The 18,371-nt window shown below is 42.3% G+C and carries 21 protein-coding genes; 9 read left to right on the top strand and 12 right to left on the bottom strand.

Annotation, left to right across the window (positions count from 1 at the left end):
• Positions 1-149: 149 nt before the first annotated feature.
• The 5 genes from J1C91_RS04175 to lysS all read left to right on the top strand — a co-directional run bounded on the left by J1C91_RS04175 (position 150) and on the right by lysS (position 4,764).
• Positions 150-1,007, top strand: coding sequence for a glycoside hydrolase family 25 protein (locus tag J1C91_RS04175; RefSeq protein ID WP_002909334.1), 858 nt, complete (start codon positions 150-152; stop codon positions 1,005-1,007).
• 143 nt (positions 1,008-1,150) lie between these two features.
• On the top strand, positions 1,151-1,999 hold the full coding sequence (locus J1C91_RS04170) for a DUF368 domain-containing protein (protein ID WP_032912420.1): 849 nt from the start codon (positions 1,151-1,153) through the stop codon (positions 1,997-1,999).
• Positions 1,992-2,477 carry an aminoacyl-tRNA deacylase gene (locus J1C91_RS04165; protein WP_002909331.1) on the top strand — a complete coding sequence of 162 codons (486 nt, stop codon included), beginning with the start codon at positions 1,992-1,994 and terminating at the stop codon, positions 2,475-2,477. The genes J1C91_RS04170 and J1C91_RS04165 overlap by 8 nt, the downstream gene beginning before the upstream one ends.
• Before the next feature lie 60 nt (positions 2,478-2,537).
• Positions 2,538-3,173, top strand: coding sequence for a histidine phosphatase family protein (locus tag J1C91_RS04160; RefSeq protein WP_002909330.1), 636 nt, complete (start codon positions 2,538-2,540; stop codon positions 3,171-3,173).
• Between the two features lie 100 nt (positions 3,174-3,273).
• A complete protein-coding gene (gene lysS / locus J1C91_RS04155) occupies positions 3,274-4,764 on the top strand; it encodes a lysine--tRNA ligase (RefSeq protein ID WP_002909329.1) in 1,491 nt (496 codons plus the stop codon).
• 99 nt (positions 4,765-4,863) lie between these two features.
• On the opposite strand, the gene J1C91_RS04150 is transcribed toward lysS, so the two are convergent.
• From J1C91_RS04150 to J1C91_RS04140, 3 genes are read right to left on the bottom strand one after another with little or no spacing between them, the layout of a single operon-like run.
• Positions 4,864-6,132, bottom strand: a complete 1,269-nt coding sequence (locus tag J1C91_RS04150) for an ABC transporter permease (RefSeq protein ID WP_002909328.1) — start codon at positions 6,130-6,132, stop codon at positions 4,864-4,866.
• Positions 6,132-6,830 carry an ABC transporter ATP-binding protein gene (locus tag J1C91_RS04145; protein ID WP_002909326.1) on the bottom strand — a complete coding sequence of 233 codons (699 nt, stop codon included), beginning with the start codon at positions 6,828-6,830 and terminating at the stop codon, positions 6,132-6,134. Before J1C91_RS04145 ends, J1C91_RS04150 begins: the two co-directional genes overlap by 1 nt.
• Positions 6,814-7,977, bottom strand: coding sequence for an efflux RND transporter periplasmic adaptor subunit (locus tag J1C91_RS04140; RefSeq protein ID WP_002897231.1), 1,164 nt, complete (start codon positions 7,975-7,977; stop codon positions 6,814-6,816). Before J1C91_RS04140 ends, J1C91_RS04145 begins: the two co-directional genes overlap by 17 nt.
• A gap of 209 nt (positions 7,978-8,186) precedes the next feature.
• On the opposite strand from J1C91_RS04140, the gene gorA reads away from it, so the two are divergent.
• Positions 8,187-9,536: a glutathione-disulfide reductase gene (gorA, locus tag J1C91_RS04135; protein ID WP_185761308.1), complete on the top strand. Its 1,350-nt coding sequence runs from the start codon at positions 8,187-8,189 to the stop codon at positions 9,534-9,536.
• A gap of 274 nt (positions 9,537-9,810) precedes the next feature.
• Here gorA and J1C91_RS04130 read toward each other — a convergent pair whose 3' ends face one another.
• Positions 9,811-10,542: a cyclase family protein gene (locus J1C91_RS04130; protein ID WP_032912416.1), complete on the bottom strand. Its 732-nt coding sequence runs from the start codon at positions 10,540-10,542 to the stop codon at positions 9,811-9,813.
• 471 nt (positions 10,543-11,013) lie between these two features.
• Between J1C91_RS04130 and J1C91_RS04125 the strand changes: the two genes are divergently transcribed.
• On the top strand, positions 11,014-11,559 hold the full coding sequence (locus J1C91_RS04125) for a biotin transporter BioY (protein ID WP_032912415.1): 546 nt from the start codon (positions 11,014-11,016) through the stop codon (positions 11,557-11,559).
• A gap of 24 nt (positions 11,560-11,583) precedes the next feature.
• Here J1C91_RS04125 and J1C91_RS04120 read toward each other — a convergent pair whose 3' ends face one another.
• Entirely contained in the window at positions 11,584-11,796 is a 213-nt protein-coding gene (locus tag J1C91_RS04120; protein ID WP_002897227.1) for a YdbC family protein, read from the bottom strand.
• A gap of 90 nt (positions 11,797-11,886) precedes the next feature.
• On the opposite strand from J1C91_RS04120, the gene J1C91_RS04115 reads away from it, so the two are divergent.
• Positions 11,887-12,243 carry a hypothetical protein gene (locus J1C91_RS04115; RefSeq protein ID WP_002899965.1) on the top strand — a complete coding sequence of 119 codons (357 nt, stop codon included), beginning with the start codon at positions 11,887-11,889 and terminating at the stop codon, positions 12,241-12,243.
• Positions 12,244-12,269: 26 nt separating this feature from the next.
• Here J1C91_RS04115 and J1C91_RS04110 read toward each other — a convergent pair whose 3' ends face one another.
• The 3 genes from J1C91_RS04110 to J1C91_RS04100 form a co-directional block, all read right to left on the bottom strand.
• A complete protein-coding gene (locus tag J1C91_RS04110; protein WP_032912414.1) occupies positions 12,270-12,593 on the bottom strand; it encodes a CHY zinc finger protein in 324 nt (107 codons plus the stop codon).
• Positions 12,594-12,665: 72 nt separating this feature from the next.
• Complete coding sequence (locus J1C91_RS04105) at positions 12,666-13,952, bottom strand: peptidase U32 family protein (RefSeq protein WP_032912412.1); 1,287 nt, start codon at positions 13,950-13,952, stop codon at positions 12,666-12,668.
• A gap of 226 nt (positions 13,953-14,178) precedes the next feature.
• Entirely contained in the window at positions 14,179-15,108 is a 930-nt protein-coding gene (locus J1C91_RS04100; RefSeq protein ID WP_032912411.1) for a peptidase U32 family protein, read from the bottom strand.
• A 130-nt stretch (positions 15,109-15,238) separates the two neighbouring features.
• On the opposite strand from J1C91_RS04100, the gene J1C91_RS04095 reads away from it, so the two are divergent.
• On the top strand, positions 15,239-15,541 hold the full coding sequence (locus J1C91_RS04095; protein WP_002909318.1) for a DUF3270 domain-containing protein: 303 nt from the start codon (positions 15,239-15,241) through the stop codon (positions 15,539-15,541).
• Positions 15,542-15,662: 121 nt separating this feature from the next.
• On the opposite strand, the gene J1C91_RS04090 is transcribed toward J1C91_RS04095, so the two are convergent.
• The 4 genes from J1C91_RS04090 to hprK are packed head-to-tail and all read right to left on the bottom strand — an operon-like array spanning position 15,663 to position 18,330.
• Entirely contained in the window at positions 15,663-16,145 is a 483-nt protein-coding gene (locus J1C91_RS04090; protein WP_125438139.1) for a YtxH domain-containing protein, read from the bottom strand.
• A gap of 15 nt (positions 16,146-16,160) precedes the next feature.
• Positions 16,161-16,559 (bottom strand): DUF948 domain-containing protein, encoded by a 399-nt coding sequence (locus J1C91_RS04085; RefSeq protein ID WP_002897219.1) that lies wholly within the window; start codon positions 16,557-16,559, stop codon positions 16,161-16,163.
• 57 nt (positions 16,560-16,616) lie between these two features.
• Complete coding sequence (lgt, locus tag J1C91_RS04080; RefSeq protein ID WP_002909314.1) at positions 16,617-17,402, bottom strand: prolipoprotein diacylglyceryl transferase; 786 nt, start codon at positions 17,400-17,402, stop codon at positions 16,617-16,619.
• Positions 17,395-18,330: an HPr(Ser) kinase/phosphatase gene (hprK, locus tag J1C91_RS04075; RefSeq protein WP_002909313.1), complete on the bottom strand. Its 936-nt coding sequence runs from the start codon at positions 18,328-18,330 to the stop codon at positions 17,395-17,397. Before hprK ends, lgt begins: the two co-directional genes overlap by 8 nt.
• Between the last annotated feature and the right edge of the window lie 41 nt (positions 18,331-18,371).

The following is an 18,371-nucleotide window of genomic DNA, read 5'->3' as shown; positions in this document are numbered from 1 at the left end:
TTTAGCCAACGGCAATTCATCTTCCACAGCTTAGCTAAGCTCTTGTTTTTGCTTTATAATATTTCAATTATATTACATTTTATTCATTTTCTAGCAATTCTGGGGATATTTTTTGCTTTTTTATTTGTTTTAAGTTAAAATAAACCAGTATGAGGAAGAGGATTAAACCGCTTGCAATCCTAATTTTCTTTGCTTCTTTTATCACTTTTATTTTGATAAGCAAACAAATTACTGACTCTCAGGAAAAGCAAGCACAGGCAAAAATTTCACAAACTAAACAGACTCCAAGTTCCTCAAAAAAAGAGGAAACATCTGAAGATTCGTCCTTGGATGAAGAGTTTATTTCCAGACCAATCATTGACATTTCTGGCTGGCAGCTGCCAAGTGAGATTAATTACGACTTACTCGCACAGAATGTTTCGGGGGTAATTGTCCGTGTTCATAGTGGAGCGCAGGCCAAAAAAGAAAACGCAGCAACCCATCTGAATGGTCTGGACAAGTCTTATGAAAGACATATCAAAGAATTTCAAAAGCGCAACATCCCTGTCGCTGTCTATGCCTATGTGGCCGCCAATAGCAAAAAGGAAATGGAAAAAGAAGCCGAAAGTTTCTACAAGGCTTCTGCCAAGTACCATCCAACCTATTATTGGCTGGACGTCGAAGAAAAGACCATGTCTGACATGAACGAGGGAGTTGAAGCTTTCCGTGCCAAGCTAGAGTCACTTGGTGTTAAAAATATTGGTATCTATATTGGAACTTATTTTATGGAGGAGCATAGCATCTCTACCGATAAGTTCACAGCAATTTGGATTCCGACTTATGGTAATGACGACGGCTACTACAATGCTGCGCCAAATACGGAGCAAGATTATGACTTGCATCAGTACACATCACAAGGTCAGCTGACTGGTTTCTCCCATTATCTTGATTTGAACCAGCTGTCAACCTTGAAAGACCAGACAGCTACTTATCAAAAGCTATTTACAGTTCCTAAAGAAAGTCAATAGCTCAGAGCGACAGCTCAAGTCTCAAAGACTGCTGTCGTTTTTTTATTGTCACAAAATAGGAAATTTCCAGCCGTTTCCTCTTAATAAAGCCTATATTTTATGATATAATGATTTGATAAATGAAATTAGAAAAGGAAAATACAATGATTTCTTGGTTGAATAGAATTTTCAAAGGAATGGTCATTGCACTTGGCTTTATTTTGCCGGGAGTTTCAGGCGGTGTTTTAGCAGCTATCTTAGGTATTTACGAGCGCCTGATTCATTTTTTAGCACATTTAAAAGAAAACTTTGTCGAAAATGTTCTCTATTTCATACCAGTTGGAATCGGAATGATTTTAGGAATAGCGGCTTTCTCCTATCCTGTCAATCTGCTGCTGGACAACTACAAAGTGATTGTCCTTTGGGGATTTGCTGGAGCCATTATTGGGACTGTTCCTAGTCTTATTAAAGAGTCTGTTGCTAAAAGTGAGCGTGATCGGATTGATATTCTCGTTTTCTGGGTCAGCCTCATCGTCTCAGGAATTTTTCTTTATTCCCTAAACGGTATGGTCGGCACCTTGCCAGCCAACTTCCTCTCTTTTATCTTAGCAGGAGCTTTGATTGCACTGGGCATTTTGATTCCCGGACTCAGTCCGTCCAACCTTCTCCTGATTTTAGGACTCTATGCCCCTATGCTGAATGGCTTTCGCAAACTGGATCTCTTGGGAACCTTTCTTCCTATCGGAATCGGAGGCGCCTTAGCACTGATTCTCTTCTCTAAGCTCATGGATCATATTTTGAAAAACTACTACTCTCGTGTCTATCACTTTATCATTGGCATTGTTCTATCCAGTACACTTCTCATTGTAGTGCCACAAGCAGGAAACAGTGAAAGCATTAGCTATCATGGAGTTTCTATATTGACACTTGTCCTTGCAGCCTTTTTCTTCGGTCTGGGAACCTGGCTGGGACTCTGGATGTCACAATTAGAAGAGAGATACACTAATGGCTAAAAAAACAAAAATCAAAAAAACACTGGTCGAGCAAATTTTAAGCAAGGCTAAGATTGAACATAAAGGCCTGCAGTTAAATGCCTTAGCAGAACACCCAGTCGATGGTTTGGACCGTTCGCAGATTTATAAAACCTTGGCCTTGACAGGAGACAAGACTGGCACACTAATCGGTATCCTGCCTATCACAGAACATTTGTCTGAAAAGAAAATGGCCAAGATTTCCGGCAATAAAAAAGTAAGCATGATTCCTCAGAAAGACTTGGAAAAGACAACGGGCTATGTCCACGGAGCCAACAATCCTGTCGGTATCCGTCAAAAGCACAACTTTCCAATCTATATCGACCAGTCAGCTTTAGAGCGAGATAGCATTATCGTTTCTGCCGGCGAAGTCGGCCGCAGTATCGAAATCAAGGCTCAAGATTTGGCGGATTTTGTTCAAGCTGACTTTGCAGACCTCAAAGAAAATACTAGCTCATAATTCTTCAATACTGCACCTAATATCTCAATAAACTCTAATAAGAAAGAAACATCAACCACTATGAAATTATACTTTGTCCGACACGGAAGAACGGAATGGAATCAGGAAGGCCGCTTTCAGGGAGCCAGCGGTGATTCGCCACTGCTGCCAACCGCCGTTGAAGAACTGCATAACCTAGGAAAACATCTGGCTCAGACACAATTTGACAAGATTTACAGCAGCGATCTCCCACGTGCCGTTCGCTCTGCTGAAATTATTCAAGAAGAAAGCCAGTTTCCGACTAAAATCGTATCAGTACCTGAACTGCGAGAATGGCAGTTGGGAAAACTGGAAGGCGCAAAAATCTCTACCATAGAAGCCATCTATCCGCACCAGATGACTGCCTTCCGCCACAACCTTTCGCAATTTAATCATACGTTTTTTGACGCTGAGTCAGTCTACCATACGACCCACCGGACCATTTCCTTTATCAAGACCTTAAAGGACAAGAACTACGAACAAGTGCTCATTGTCGGGCACGGTGCTAACTTAACCGCCAGCATTCGAACCATGCTGGGCTATGACACACCTCTCCTGCGCAAGAATGGAGGTCTGACCAACGCCAGCATCACCATCCTTGAAACAGAAGACTTTGAGAATTTTGAGCTGATCACTTGGAATAATACGGATTACTTGCTTGAAAAGGCAGAAAATTAAGGCTGGATTTCTAGCTTTTTTTCTTACTTTATAGCCAAATATAGATGAATTTCCCTATCTTTTGTGATAAAATAGGTAGGAAAACTTTTGGAGGAAAAACATGACTACTGAACATATTGAGGAATTAAACGACCAGCAGATTATCCGTCGTGAAAAAATGGCTGCGCTGGCTGAGCAGGGAATTGACCCTTTTGGCAAACGCTTTGAGCGGACTGCTAACTCTGCTCAACTGAAAGAAAAATACAACGATAAAGATAAAGAAGAATTAAACGAACTCAATGAAACAGCTATTATAGCTGGCCGTCTCATGACCAAGCGCGGCAAAGGAAAGGTTGGCTTTGCCCACATCCAAGACCGTGAAGGCCAAATCCAGATTTATGTTCGTAAAGATGCTGTTGGTGAAGAAAATTATGAAATCTTCAAAAAGGCGGACTTAGGGGATTTCCTCGGTATCGAAGGTGAGATTATGCGGACGGATATGGGGGAGCTTTCTATCAAGGCAACCCACCTTACTCATTTGTCTAAGGCTCTGCGTCCCCTACCTGAAAAATTCCACGGCCTGACAGATGTCGAAACCATCTACCGCAAGCGTTATTTGGATTTAATTTCCAACCGTGAAAGCTTTGAACGCTTTGTGACTCGTTCAAAAATCATCTCAGAAATCCGCCGTTACTTAGATGGGCAAGGTTTCCTTGAAGTTGAAACTCCTGTTCTCCACAACGAAGCAGGCGGTGCTGCTGCCCGTCCATTTATTACCCACCACAATGCCCAAAATATTGACATGGTGCTACGGATTGCAACCGAGCTTCACCTTAAACGTCTTATCGTTGGCGGTATGGAGCGAGTTTATGAGATTGGCCGTATTTTCCGTAACGAAGGGATGGACGCAACTCACAATCCAGAGTTCACTTCCATCGAGGTTTACCAAGCCTATGCAGATTTCCAAGATATCATGGACTTGACTGAAGGCATTATCCAACACGCTGCTGTTTCTGTCAATGGAGATGGACCGGTCAACTACCAAGGAACTGAAATCAAGATCAATGAACCATTTAAACGCGTTCACATGGTTGACGCCATCAAGGAAATTACTGGTGTTGACTTCTGGCAAGATATGAGTTTTGAAGAAGCTGTTGCCTTGGCTCAGGAAAAGAAAGTTCCGCTTGAAAAGCACTTCACCGAAGTTGGTCATGTTATCAATGCTTTCTTTGAAGAATTTGTGGAAGAAACCTTGATTCAGCCAACCTTTGTCTACGGTCACCCTGTAGCAGTATCACCTCTGGCTAAGAAAAATCCAGAAGATCCACGCTTCACGGACCGTTTCGAGCTCTTCATCATGACCAAAGAGTATGCCAACGCCTTCACAGAGTTGAACGATCCAATCGATCAATTATCTCGTTTTGAAGCACAGGCAAAAGCCAAAGAACTGGGCGATGACGAAGCAACTGGCATTGACTATGACTTTGTCGAAGCTCTGGAATACGGTATGCCACCAACTGGAGGCCTAGGAATCGGTATCGATCGTCTGGTTATGTTACTAACAGATGTAACTACCATTCGAGATGTCCTGCTCTTCCCAACGATGAAATAATCTGTATTTTATACAATCTTAAGAAAACAAATCCTGCTGGAATTCCAGCGGGATTTTTTACATCATAAAAAAGTCTGGGAAACCAGACTTTTTGTTGTACTATTCATACCTCAGTGCTTCAATTGGATCCAATTTGGATGCTTTATTGGCCGGTAAGATTCCGAAGAGAACACCGATGGTTGCTGAGAAGAGAAGGCTAACGATGCTGACCGTGAGTGATACCGTCACTGGAGTTCCTTCCAGCATTTGACTCATGGCCGAGCCTAGTACAGACGCAAGTCCCGCAGCTAGAACCAGTCCAATCAACCCACCAATCAGTGTCAAAATCATAGACTCAATCAGAAATTGCATCAGTATATTGCCACGCGTTGCTCCCAGAGCCTTCCGCAGACCGATTTCCCGAGTCCGCTCAGTGACCGATACCAGCATGATATTCATAACGCCGATACCTCCAACAAAGAGAGAGATTCCGGCGATGGCTCCGATAACACCCGTCATTGCACCATAAATATTTTGCACTTCCTGATAGAGGGCACTATCATCTGTCACTTGATATTCTCCCTGTTGGAGTCCCGCAATTTCTGTTAATTTCTTGGCAACCTTAGGGCCAAGTTCTGGAACTAAGCTTGTATCATTCACTCGAAGAACAATCTCTGAAATTTCATCTACTCCAAAGTTTGCTGCTATGAGAGTATTCGTCGTAATGGCATTACCACCATAGACCTGCATGGAGCCAGATGCAGCAGCAGTTTCAGGATCTCTATAAACCCCAATCACCCGATAGTTACTGGCACCCACTGTCACAATTTTATTGATTGCTTCTTCAGCGGAAGAAAAGAGAGTCGCAGCCAGATTTTCGTCCAGCAGCACAACACTGGCAAAGCCTTGATAGTCTTGCTGCCTCAGAGCGCGACCAGCAATGATTTTGTATTTTTTCACCTGAATATAGGTCATGTTTGCGCCGACAAAGTTGACGCGCTCAGCCTGCTTATTTTCATAGCTAAAGGTTTCCATAGCAGAGTTGGTCACATAATAACCATCCACTCCCTTGATATGGGTCAATTCCTTAACCCAGGCTTCCTGGGCCTTGGGTGGTTCCACCACTTCCTCGCTTTCATCTTCTACATTTACTGAATAGAGATCAGCCGTCTGTGTGTAGGAGCCGTCCTTGCTCTTTTTAGGAGAAAAGACGAGGCGCATATTTTTCTGACTTTTGGTAAAACTCTCATTGACCCGCCGGGTAATAGAATCTCCTAAGGCCATGATAACCACAACCGAAGCCACTCCGATAATAATCCCAATCATGGTCAGGAAAGACCGCATCTTGTGTCCAAGAATGGAGCTAATGGCAAATTTCCAGTTTTGCATTAGGCTAGCCCTCCTTCCTTAGCGCTATCAGATGAGATAATACCGTCACGAATGACAATCTGCCGTTTGGCATAGGCAGCAATCTCAGGCTCGTGGGTCACCATGATAATGGTTTTCCCTTCTCGATTGAGCTCAGTTAAGAGCTCCATAATCTGCTCACCAGTCTTAGTATCCAAGGCTCCTGTTGGTTCGTCAGCCAGAATCAAAGAGGGATTATTGACCAAAGCACGCGCAATGGCTACCCGCTGCTTCTGTCCTCCGGAAAGCTCTGAAGGCAGGTGATGCATCCGCGTGTCCAGCTCCACCTTGGTCAGAAACTGCTCGGCCAAGGACTTGCGCTTAGATAGACCGACACCTGCATAGATCAAGGGCAGTTCCACATTTTGCAAGGCATTAAGCTTAGACAAGAGAAAGAACTGCTGAAAGACAAAGCCGATTTGCTTATTTCGAACCTTGGCCAGCTTCTTATCACCTAGCTTAGCGACTTCTTCGCTTCCTAGATGGTATTCACCAGTGGTCGGACGATCCAGCATCCCAATGATATTCATCAAAGTAGACTTACCAGATCCAGACGGTCCCATGATGGCAACAAACTCGCCCTCTTCAACCTCCAAACTGATGTCTTTTAATACCTGCAGTTCCTGGTCTCCATTGCGATAGTTCTTATTAATATTTTTTAACTCAATTAGCTTCTTCATAAGATTTCACCTCTTGACCGTCTTTCAAGCTATCTGTCGGATTGATGATAACTTTACTATCCTTTGTCAAACCAGATGAGATTTCTTGATTTTCAGCATCAGCATTTCCGAGCGTTACTTCTGTCTTCTTAGCAACTCCTTTTTCCAGAACCCAAACATAGTTTTTATCTCCGTCCATTACCACACTGCTGACTGGTACAATGAGTCCCTGAGTATTGTTTTTAACTTCAATATTGACAGAGAAACCTTGCTTGAGTTCGCCAATCTCGCTGGTAATGTCAATTGTAAATGGATATTTAGAACCTGAAGCTGTTCCGCTGCCACCTGTTCCAGATGGCTGAGCTGCTGCCTGCTGGCCGTCTTTTGGATAGTTGGAAATGTAGCTAATTTTACCAGTCCATTTCTTATCTGGGTAAACCTTTGATGTAATGGTCACTTCTTGACCTACAGACAAGTTAGCCAGGTTGTATTCGGATAATTCACCCTTAATCTGCAGATTACCATTGCTGACGATGTGAACCAAGGTTTGAGTAGCACCTGTTGTTGATTTTGAAACATCGCGGTTGACTTCTACGACCGTACCATCTGCTGTACTGGTCACTGTTAAAGCATTGAGAGTAGCTTGTGCTTTGTTCATATTATCCACTGCATCAGCTCGAGCATCGCGCAGGTCAGCTGCTTGAGACTCTACAGAACGCTGAGCCTGAGCTTCAGACGCACCATCTGCTTCTTCGTCGCCAGTCGTATTTACAGTCACACCATTGGTTTGCAAGTCATGCAATTGACGATCGGCTTTGCTAACCGCCCGAGCAGCTGCATCATAAGCAGCCTGAGCCTCTGCACTTTTATAAGTAACCAATGCTTGACCGGCTGTCACTTGGTCACCGACATTGACCAGTACATTTTCCAAGTCACCCTTGGTGCTGTCATAGTAGATGTACTGCTCATTGCTGGCTGTGACATTTCCTGTCAGTAAGACTGAAGAAGCCACTGAGCCTTCCTTGGCCTTTTGAACTAAGGGAGTCGTATCGATTGGTGCCTCAGAAGGATTCCCTCCATTTAGAAACATGAAGAGAATTGCTCCTGCAACAACTGCAATCGCAGCTCCAATAATACTAAATAATTGCCATTTCTTTAACTTTTTCATCTCTTTTCCTCCTCTTGATGAAAACGATTTTCTTTTGTTATATTATATCACAAGGCTATCATAATTCTTCTAAAAAAATTTACAGTTTTTCACAAATGGTTGCTATTTTATCTCAGATAGTCACTCCACTAAAATCCGTAGCAGATTATTGCATTCACCTGCTAAAAAAGGTACAATTACCTCATATAATAGAAGGAGATTCTAACAAAATGAAAGAATTTGATATGATTGCTATTGGCGGTGGCAGCGGGGGAATTGCTACCATGAATCGGGCCGGCGAATACGGTGCCAAGGTTGCCGTTATTGAAGAAAAGAAACTGGGTGGCACCTGTGTCAATGTCGGCTGTGTCCCAAAGAAGATTATGTGGTACGGAGCCCAAATAGCTGAAGCTATCCAGCATTATGGACTAGACTACGGCTTTACTTCTGATAATCAAACTTTTGATTTTGCTACCCTTCGGAAAAATCGCGAAGCTTATATTGACCGAGCACGTTCATCCTACGACGGTAGCTTCAAGCGGAATGGTGTTGAGCTGATCGAAGGACGTGCCCGCTTTGTAGATGCAAACACTGTCCAAGTCAACGGTGAGCTTATTCGCGCCAAGCACATTGTCATCGCAACAGGTGCTCATGCTGCTATCCCAAATATCCCTGGCGCAGGCTACGGAGAAAATTCTGACGATGTCTTTGCTTGGGAAGAATTACCTGAATCTGTTGCCATTGTCGGAGCAGGCTATATAGCAGTTGAGCTAGCCGGCGTGCTCCATGCTCTAGGAGTTAAAACAGACCTTTTTGTCCGTAAGGATCGACCACTGCGCAACTTTGACAGCTATCTGATTGACGGTTTGCTCCAAGAAATGGAAAACTCTGGACTCCAGCTTCATACCCATAAGATTCCACAAAAGCTGGAAAAACTTCCTGATGGTCAGCTCAAGCTCTACTTTGAAGATGGCAGCAGCCACACAGCCCAGCATGTTATCTGGGCAATCGGCCGTAAGCCTAATGTTCAAGACCTCAATCTGGAAGCAGCTGGCGTCACTCTCAATGAACGTGGCTTCATCGCTGTAGATGAGTATCAAAACACTGTGGTTCCTGGCATCTATGCTCTAGGCGATGTAACTGGTGAAAAAGAATTAACTCCTGTTGCCATCAAGGCTGGACGAACTCTGTCTGAACGTCTCTTCAATGGCAAAACAAATGCTAAGATGGACTACTCAACTATTCCAACTGTCGTCTTCTCCCATCCCGCTATTGGAACAGTCGGCCTAACTGAGGTAGAGGCTATTAAGACTTACGGAGCTGAAAATATCCACGTTTACACATCTAGCTTCACATCCATGTATTCGGCTGTCACCCAACACCGCCAACAGGCCAAGTTCAAGCTTATCACTGCCGGTGAGGATGAAAAGGTCGTTGGCCTACACGGCATTGGCTACGGAGTAGACGAGATGATTCAAGGTTTCGCTGTTGCTATCAAGATGGGCGCTACCAAGGCTGACTTTGATGCTACAGTTGCTATTCACCCGACAGGTTCCGAAGAATTCGTGACCATGCGATAAAAAATTCAAAATCAGAAGAGGTTTGGTATTCCAGCCTCTTTTTGACTTCTGCTACCATTTTATAATAAAGATGATGACCGTTCCATAACCTAATCTTTCATTTTACAGACGAATCTTACATTTTTGTAAGATTGTAAATTTTAGCTATTTCAGCTTCATTTGATATTCCTTTGAAATATCCATCAAGAAATTCCAAAGATTATAAAAAGCGATTTTTTTATTAGTTATTATATGAGACAAGGAGCCTGAAATGAAATCTCAGACTCCTTTTTCTTTATGGTAAAATAGCTACAGCTCTAACTGGTGAACCGCTGGCTTGATGCCAGTTGGGAAAACTAATCGAGATGAGAGCACCTTTAGCCGGCAGCTGATCCAGATTGGTCATAACTTCTAGCTGATAAATGTCCTGCTCCAAAAGATAGTATTCATTGAGCAGCCCATGCTCCGCTGTAGGAATACCCGCATCTGTATCAAAAGTTTCGTGACCTACCGCCTTGACACCACGCTCATGGATAAGGAACTCTAGAGCATCTCGTCCCCACCCAGGAGTATGCTGAATCTCCTGATCATCCAGATTGCGCATAGCTGATTGACTCGGCCAACGCTTGGACCAGTCTGAGCGAAAAGCAACAAACGTTCCTGTCTCAATCTGCCCGTGCTCCGCTTCAAAATCTAAAATATCCTGCTTGGCCAGAATAAAGTCTGGATTTTCTGCTACTTCCTTAGACTTATCAATAACCACCAAAGGCAGGAAAAGATCTTTTAGTTCAATCTCTTCCAACCAGCGACCACCCTCCACAAAGTGAATCGGAGCATCAATATGAGTCCCGTATTGGCCAACTACAGAAAACTGCTGAACATGAAAACCGTCTTTCAAAGTGAAAATGTCCTTCTTCTCCAAGGCAGGCAGAGCTGGAAAATGCGGACTGTCTTCCCTAATCTGATGGGACAAGTTAACCCATTTTTTCTCCTGTAGTTCCTGATAAATTTTTAATAAATCTGTCATAGCCTTCTCCAATCTAGTCAGTCTTGCTTTGGGAAGATGTTGATTACGCACCCACACCTCTAGCAAAAACTCTTATTTACTTTTGCATTATTATATCAATCAAAGTGTGCTGCTGCAATTCTTTATAGCTCTTTTAGATAATCCTTTTTTATTGAAAATAATATAGTTTAAAGCTATAGCTAATTTTTCTAATGAAGCCTATTCAAACATTGAAAATTTTGATATGATAGTACAAAGCAATCCAGAAATGAGGAAAACTGATGAGTAAAACAAAAAAACTTCTTGCGGCCTTGGGCATCCTTTTCTTTAATATTTTTGGTCTTATCGCCTTCTTCATCTTGCTCATCAGAAGCAAGAAACGAAAATAAGAATCTGTCTGTATAATTGTCTCGTCCGATTAAGAAGGACTTGACTTTTTTTTATTTAGCTTTTAAAATAGTTACCATAAAATTAAAAAGAGGTTTACTATTTATGAACAAGAACAAAGCATTTCTTCTTGCCCTCCCAGCTATCGGAGCTGCCTTCCTAGCTGTCCTATCCCAATTAACTATTTCCATTGGCCCCGTTCCTATCACGCTGCAGACTTTTGCTGTCGGTTTGATTGCAACGATTTTCAAACCTCGCGAAGCTGTTTTGTCAGTCTTTATTTATCTACTGCTGGGAGCTATTGGTCTGCCGGTCTTTGCTGGAGGAAGCGGTGGTTTTCAGGCTCTCTTTGGCCCTAGCGCCGGCTATCTCTGGTTCTACTTACTCTTTGCGCTTGTGACATCCAGTCTGACTCATAAGGACAGTCCTTTCTATATGATTTTTATAGCCAATGTATTGGGTGACGCTCTCGTCTTTGTCGGTGGTATCCTAGGACTGCATTTCTTGGGAGGATTTGATTTCTCTAAGTCGGTCGCGGTTGGCCTAACTCCTTTTATCCTGCCTGACTTGCTAAAAATGGTTGCCATCACCATTATCAGCATTCCTATTTTTAAGAGTCTGAAATTTCATCCCTACTTTTCAGAGAAATAGAAAAAACTGATAAAGCTTTCTCTATCAGTTTTTAAATGCATCCACGAGAACTTGGAATTCTTCATTAGAAAGTGTAATTCCCTTGCCCATTTTGCTGTGGTCTGGACTCCAAGTCCGAATATCATACTTAGCTGGCGCTCCGTTAAAGCTAACGCGATTAAGTTCCTTGGTCCAGCCCTTGTCATTTTCAGACAAGACCAGAAGTTTTTCTTCGATTTCGAATGTAAATTCAGCCATATTTCACCTCTTGTTTTATTTTCCAATTAATAATTCGTAAAAGAATTTACAATTTAGGGAATTTTGTTATATAATATATTGTAACAAGTTATGGAGATTTTAGCTATGAAAAAATATCTCGAAATGATTTTGCAAAGAGCCAACGAATTTATCAGTGGCAAAAAGAATGAACAAGGACCAGAGGACAGCGGCCGCATCCTGCGTACCATCGAGTTAGCTCTGCGTAAACAATCTGGTGTCCACGTTATCTTTCTGGATAAAAGCTTCACCGGCGATATTGTCAAATACGATCGCGAGCGCCTGCAGCTGATTATCAAGAATTTCAAGAAAAGTATGACCACTATTATCCGCGTGCAGGACATAAAGCGAATCAGTCTCGTACCCAATAATATCCGTGAAGCCCAAAAGAAAGACATTCGCATCACCAATCGTCGTTTCAAAAGATAGCTCTTCCATCCAGCTGGATGGAAGAGTTATTTATTTGTCTGAAAATAAATTGATCGATGCTTCTTGCATCCAGGATTAAAAGAATGAGCGCAGAAAGGGCAGGTATCCTCACAGCCAAGGTACTGAGAAATAGTCAGCTCAGTCCTGCAATGGCCGCAAAGGACTACTCGATCTTCTGACCGACTCACAGGATAGGCCATAAAAGAATGGTCTTCGTAGCGGTCATGACAGAGAAAGCAAGGATAGTATTTCTGACAAGCAAAGCACTTAAGAGCTATGATATCTCTCTCACTGTGATAATGCTGGCAGCGAGTCTCCTCATCAAGAATATCTCCGTAAACCTGAATCATGCTATTTCCTCTCTGATAACCTCTATTCATAAAAATGGCTTTTAGATTAAAAAGCCATCTATGAATATAAGATTAAGCTCGGATGGTCACGCTAGTACCATCTTCCTTATAAAGATTAATCAAGCCTTCCTTTCGAGCCCGCACCATATCGCCAGCCTCTACTGGCTGCTCCAAGTGAATGGTCAGAAGCTCCATCGGATTAGGAGCCCGATCAATTTTGTTACCATCAGCATCACGAAGGTCTGTGATAAAGGTTTCAAAATGACGGAAGCCTGGTCCGTAAAACTCAACCTGATCCCCTTCATGAATAACATTACGCTGACGAATAGTCGCTGTCTGACTGTCTGCGTCATAGGCTACTACTTCTGCCACAAATTTGTATTCTGGAATCTTACGACGCGCCCCGAACAGCTGCTCATTCTCTGTTGGAGTATGATAGTAAAATCCTGTGGCCAATTCACGTTGAGCAACCTTCCACATCTCATCTACCAGATCCTGCTTGATAGCTTCAAACTTTTCAGGACTTTCTAGATAAGCATTAACTGCCGCTTTATAGCAGTTAGTCACCGTAGAAACGTAATGAATAGACTTCATCCGTCCCTCAATCTTCAAGCTATCCACTCCATTTTCAATCATATCTGGTATGCGATCAATCATGGACATATCAACTGCGGACATAGAAAATTCTTCTGGAACTTCCCCCTTCAAACTCTTACGTTCTTGTCCAAAAGGCATATCGTAGAGATCGTATTTCCAACGGCAGGATTGCGAGCAGCCTCCACGATTGGCATCGCGCATACTCATGTGGTTGGATAATGTACAGCGTCCAGAGTAGGAAATACACATTGCTCCATGAACAAAGGCTTCTATTTCAACGTCAGTCCGTCGGCGAATTTCAGCCAGCTCAGCCATAGAAACTTCGCGAGCTAGGACAACGCGAGTTAGTCCTAAGTTCTTCCAAAACTCAAGCGTTTCATAGTTAGTCGCACTAGCCTGAGTCGATAGGTGGATTTCTAGACCAGGTGCTTCTGATGCTGCGATAGCAATCAAAGCTGGATCTGAAACAATGACAGCCGCAATCCCGATGTCTCGCAAACGGCGGAACCACTCACCAGCCCCCTCTTCATTTCCCTCGTGCATGACCATATTGGCCGCGACATAGACCTTAGCACCATAACGAGCCGCAAACTGAACCCCTTCTTCCATCTGTTCAAAGGTAAAATTGCCAGCTCGGCTGCGCAGACCATAGGCTTGTCCGCCAATAAAAACAGCATCTGCTCCATATCGAACAGCTACTTTTAGCTTTTCCAAAGTACCAGCAGGTGACAACACCTCTGGTCGTTTTAACTTTCTTGCCATCATTTTCTCCTATTTGCAATATAAAAGTGTTGATGTCTAATCCTTATTATTTTATAGTAATTTACCCCTAAAAGCAAGGTTCTTTGAATTATTTTCACAATTCTAATTTTTAGATTATTCGAATTAATTCAAAAATAGTTTGAAATATAAATTTTTTACTCATGTTTCAGAAATCTTATTTTTATTTTCAAAAAAGAACTCCTAAAAAGAGTTCTCGTTTCTAAATTTATTTTACCATATCGGGATCATAGTCATAAAATCCTGTATCGAGAAAACGATTTTCCGGATGTAGTTTATGAATCGCCTCATCCAGCACAAAGGCTTGATCTGAGCTAAACTTGCCTGCTTCAATCAAATCTCTCGCCTCAACAAAAATCTTAGCAATCTCGACAAAGTTGTGGCCAGGTGTGTAGAGACCTTCCAACTTCCAGTGGCAGAATCCATGGTCAACCAACTCTATCAGCTTGGTCATCAAATCCAAGTCATTATTGGCAAAAATATGAGTACCATGATTGTCCTCAAAAATTGAATAATGACTCTGCGGATCGCTTGGTTCTGCTAGAAATAGATTCCGTTCTCTCGTCTTCTCATCATCGATATGAGTAAAATTATAGTAATTCTGCAAAAGAGGACGCTTGGAGTGATGGATGACACTAGCTCCGTAAACCAAGACTTCAGCAGGAATTTCCAGAATCTCTGGCATCTTAAAAAGCTCTGCAGAAGGAATCTCACGCGCCAAGACAGCTTCTGAAACTCCAGCATTCTTAGCCCAAAAGTTAATCTGACGGCTGCTGGTAACCATGGTCGATGCGTCGTAAATGGTTTTTAATTTGTAGCCATCTCGCTGCAGCACATAGAAAACACCAGCGTCCCCAACGGTAATATAATCTGCCCCAATCTCCTGCAAAAAATCAAGGAAGGGCTTGATATTATCCATCATTTCCTGATGCATGAGCGCGTTCACTGCAACGGTCAACTCTTTTCCTGCTTGGTGAACCAAGTCAGAAATTCGAGTTAATTCGTCTAAACTAAAATTATGAGGTAAACGAAGGCCATAATTTTTCTCTCCGACATAAATTCGATCGACATTTGCCTCCAAAAGTTCCTCAACTTGCTCTATACTTTCAGCTGTTGCTGTAATAATTATCTTTTTCATAAAACCATTATAGCAAAAAAATATAAAGGAGTGGTTTTTCATTCGAATTTATTCGTTTTGTAACTTTTTTGTAATATTTTGAACTGCAAAAAAATGGTAGAATTAGAGGGTACTGTAAGGAGAGAGAATTATGCCCGTAAGAAAATATCAACAATATGATGACCCAACTGACTACTACTACCAAGAAATTGAATCTGAACAAACACCACTCTATCAAGAGTACTTACCTGAAGCAGAAACATCACCAAGATTAAGTGAACTCTTTTTCTTCTTAAATATTGCTGTTTTCTGTGTCTTGACAGTTTTGTTTAGCTTTGTATTTTTGAGTTTAAAAATGAATACATTTATGTCCTTCACTTTGGCCATTGCTTCCAGCCTGATTAGCATTCAATCTTATCGCCTTTTCGCAAAGAAACGCCAAACTAACAAATAAACCAACCTTGTGATTCTACGATTTTAAAATATAAGAAAAACCGACGACGCTTTAAGTCCTCGGTTCTTTTTTTCATTCTTGTAAACAAAGAAGACTAGCAATTTTGCTAGTCTTCTTTGTTTTATTTTTCTTCTTGACTGTCTATTTCAACAGCCTTTTCTTCTTGTCCTTCTGTCGCTTCTGCTCCGAAGTCAATGATGATTTCTTCTGAAGGTTCTTCTTCTTCCTCTTGGAAGATCACAGGCTCTTCCTCTGCAAAGTTACTTTCTTCTTTATCAAATTTTTCTTTGATTTCGTTAAACTTATCCTGCGAGTAGTCCACGACTGATTTTGTCGTTTCTTTGACAGATTCGATGACTGTTTCAGTTGTAATCTCGCCTTTCTCAACCTTTTCTTTGGTTTGTTGAATTGCGCTAACAGCTTGATTTGAAAAGTCTTTAGCAGACTGAACGACAGCTTCATGGATATCATCAGGATTTTCTTGGTATTCCTTAACAAAGTCCCGAACCTTATCTGTCGTTTCCTTTCCTTTCTTACTGGTCAGAAAATAAGCAGCAGCTGCACCAGTAACGGCGCCCAATAACAGTGATGAAAATTTTCCCATAATAGACCTTCTTTCTTATTTTTTAAACAATTTTGAAGCAAAACGCAAAGCAGATAAACCAGCCGTAGTTTTGACGGTTCCCTTACCAGCAGACACTGCTTTTTTACTCAGCGTACGCGCCTGAACGTTTAAATCTGAAACAGATTCAGATAAGTCCGCCACAGCTGTAAACAAAGGATCAATAGTTGCGACTTTTTGATTGATGTCGTCAGTTAAGACATTGACCTTGGCCAGCAAATCATTGGTTTGGTGAAGGGTCACGTTGACATCAGAAGTCAAGACCTTGATAGTATTTTCTGTTTCATCTAGCATCTTACCAGCTTTCTCGCCCAGATTTTTGACAGTAATCGTCAAGTAAATCACGAAGATAATGAGGGCTACCGCCAGTAAAGCATAAGCAATTTCAATTATCATATTTCTCTCCTTTCATTGCAGACATCTCTTACAAGAGTCAGCGGCTCTATGCATTTCTTATTCTTGATAATAAGGGGCTTGCTTTTTTCTTTGGTAAATGATGATGCCGATTCCAACAAAAATAAGAATCAGCGACAGCCATTGGGAAACACGCAGACCAGCAAACATGAGACTGTCCGTCCGCATACCCTCAATAATCATCCGGCCAAATCCATACCAAATCAGATAGAAGGCGGCGATTTCTCCCTGTCTCAGCAACTTAGGCCGACGGCGGAGAACAATAATCAAGATAAAACCAATCAGATTCCATACAGATTCATAGAGGAAGGTTGGCTGTCTATAGCTACCCTCGATATACATATTTTCCCGAATAAAGCTAGGCAGATAGTCCAAACTCTTAACTGCCGCACCATAGGCCTCATGGTTGGCAAAATTTCCCCAGCGACCAATACTCTGGGCAATCATCACACTTGGTGCTGCAATATCTAGAAAATCAACTGGATGAATCAACCTTCTCCGACAGAAAAAGTAGAGAACGATAGCACCAGCTATCAGCCCACCGTAAATGGCAATACCTGCTATTCCGCCATTCCAAAAATCAATGATTTTTATCAGATTCTTACCGTAATAATCCCATTCAAAGGCCACGTAATAAAGTCGGGCACCCACGATGGCTACAGGAAAAGCTACTAGGATAAAATCCAAAATATCATCAGGAATAATCTTCCGACGCGGAGCCTCTTTCATGGCAAGATAAACGGCTAATACTAAGCCTGTGACAATACAGATGGCATACCAGCGAATACTGATAGGCCCTAGTTGGATAGCTACTGGATCAATCATGTTTCACCTCATTCCGGCTAATTAAATCGGTGAGGCGCTCTTCAAAGATCTTAGTAGCATCATAGCCCATTTGCTTAGCTCGATAGTTCATCGCCGCAGCCTCAATCACGACAGAGATATTGCGACCAGTCTTTACAGGAATCCGAATACGTGGAATTCTGACACTGGCAACCTCCAGCTCCTCTGTATCATTACCTAGACGGTCAAAAGTTTTTTGAGTATCGTAATTCTCTAAATAAACAGCTATCTGAACTTGAGAAGAATCTTTGACTGCACTGGCTCCGTATAAGCTCATGACATCAATGATACCAACACCACGAATTTCCAATAGGTGGCGCAGAATTTCAGCTGGCTCTCCCCAAAGGGTCATTTCATCCTTGGCATAGATATCCACTCGGTCATCCGCAACCAAACGATGGCCACGCTTAACCAATTCAAGTCCTGTCTCACTTTTACCAATTCCACTGTCCCCTTGGATGAGAACTCCCATGCCATAGATATCCATCAGAACCCCATGAACACTGGTCCTCTCAGCCAGACGAGAATCAAGATAACTGGAAATTTCTCCAGACAAGCGGCTAGTAGAGGCTTTGCTTCTAAGAATAGCAACCTGCTTCTCATCAGCCGCATCAATCATTTCTTTAGGAATCTCTAAATTTCGAGCAATGATAACCACCGGCGTCTCAGGCTGGAACATTTTCAGCAGTACTTGATGGCGATTATGAGAGCTCATCTTCATCAGATAAGACCACTCTTTCATCCCAATCAGCTGTATCCGCTCGGGTGTATAAAAATCAAAATATCCAGTCATTTCAAGTCCAGGCCGAGAAATATCTGAAGTTTTAATTTCTTTCTCCAGTAAAACTTTATCTCCGTACTCCTGAGACAGACGAGACATTTTTAAGAGGTCTTTGACCTTTACTGACATTGTCTTCTCCCTTCAAATTTGTCTGCTTCTATTATAGCAAA

The organism is Streptococcus sanguinis (assembly GCF_050222175.1).
Classification (GTDB): domain Bacteria; phylum Bacillota; class Bacilli; order Lactobacillales; family Streptococcaceae; genus Streptococcus; species Streptococcus sanguinis_M.
Note: the sequence above shows the minus strand (reverse complement) of the source record. Positions and strands in the feature narration are given on the sequence as shown.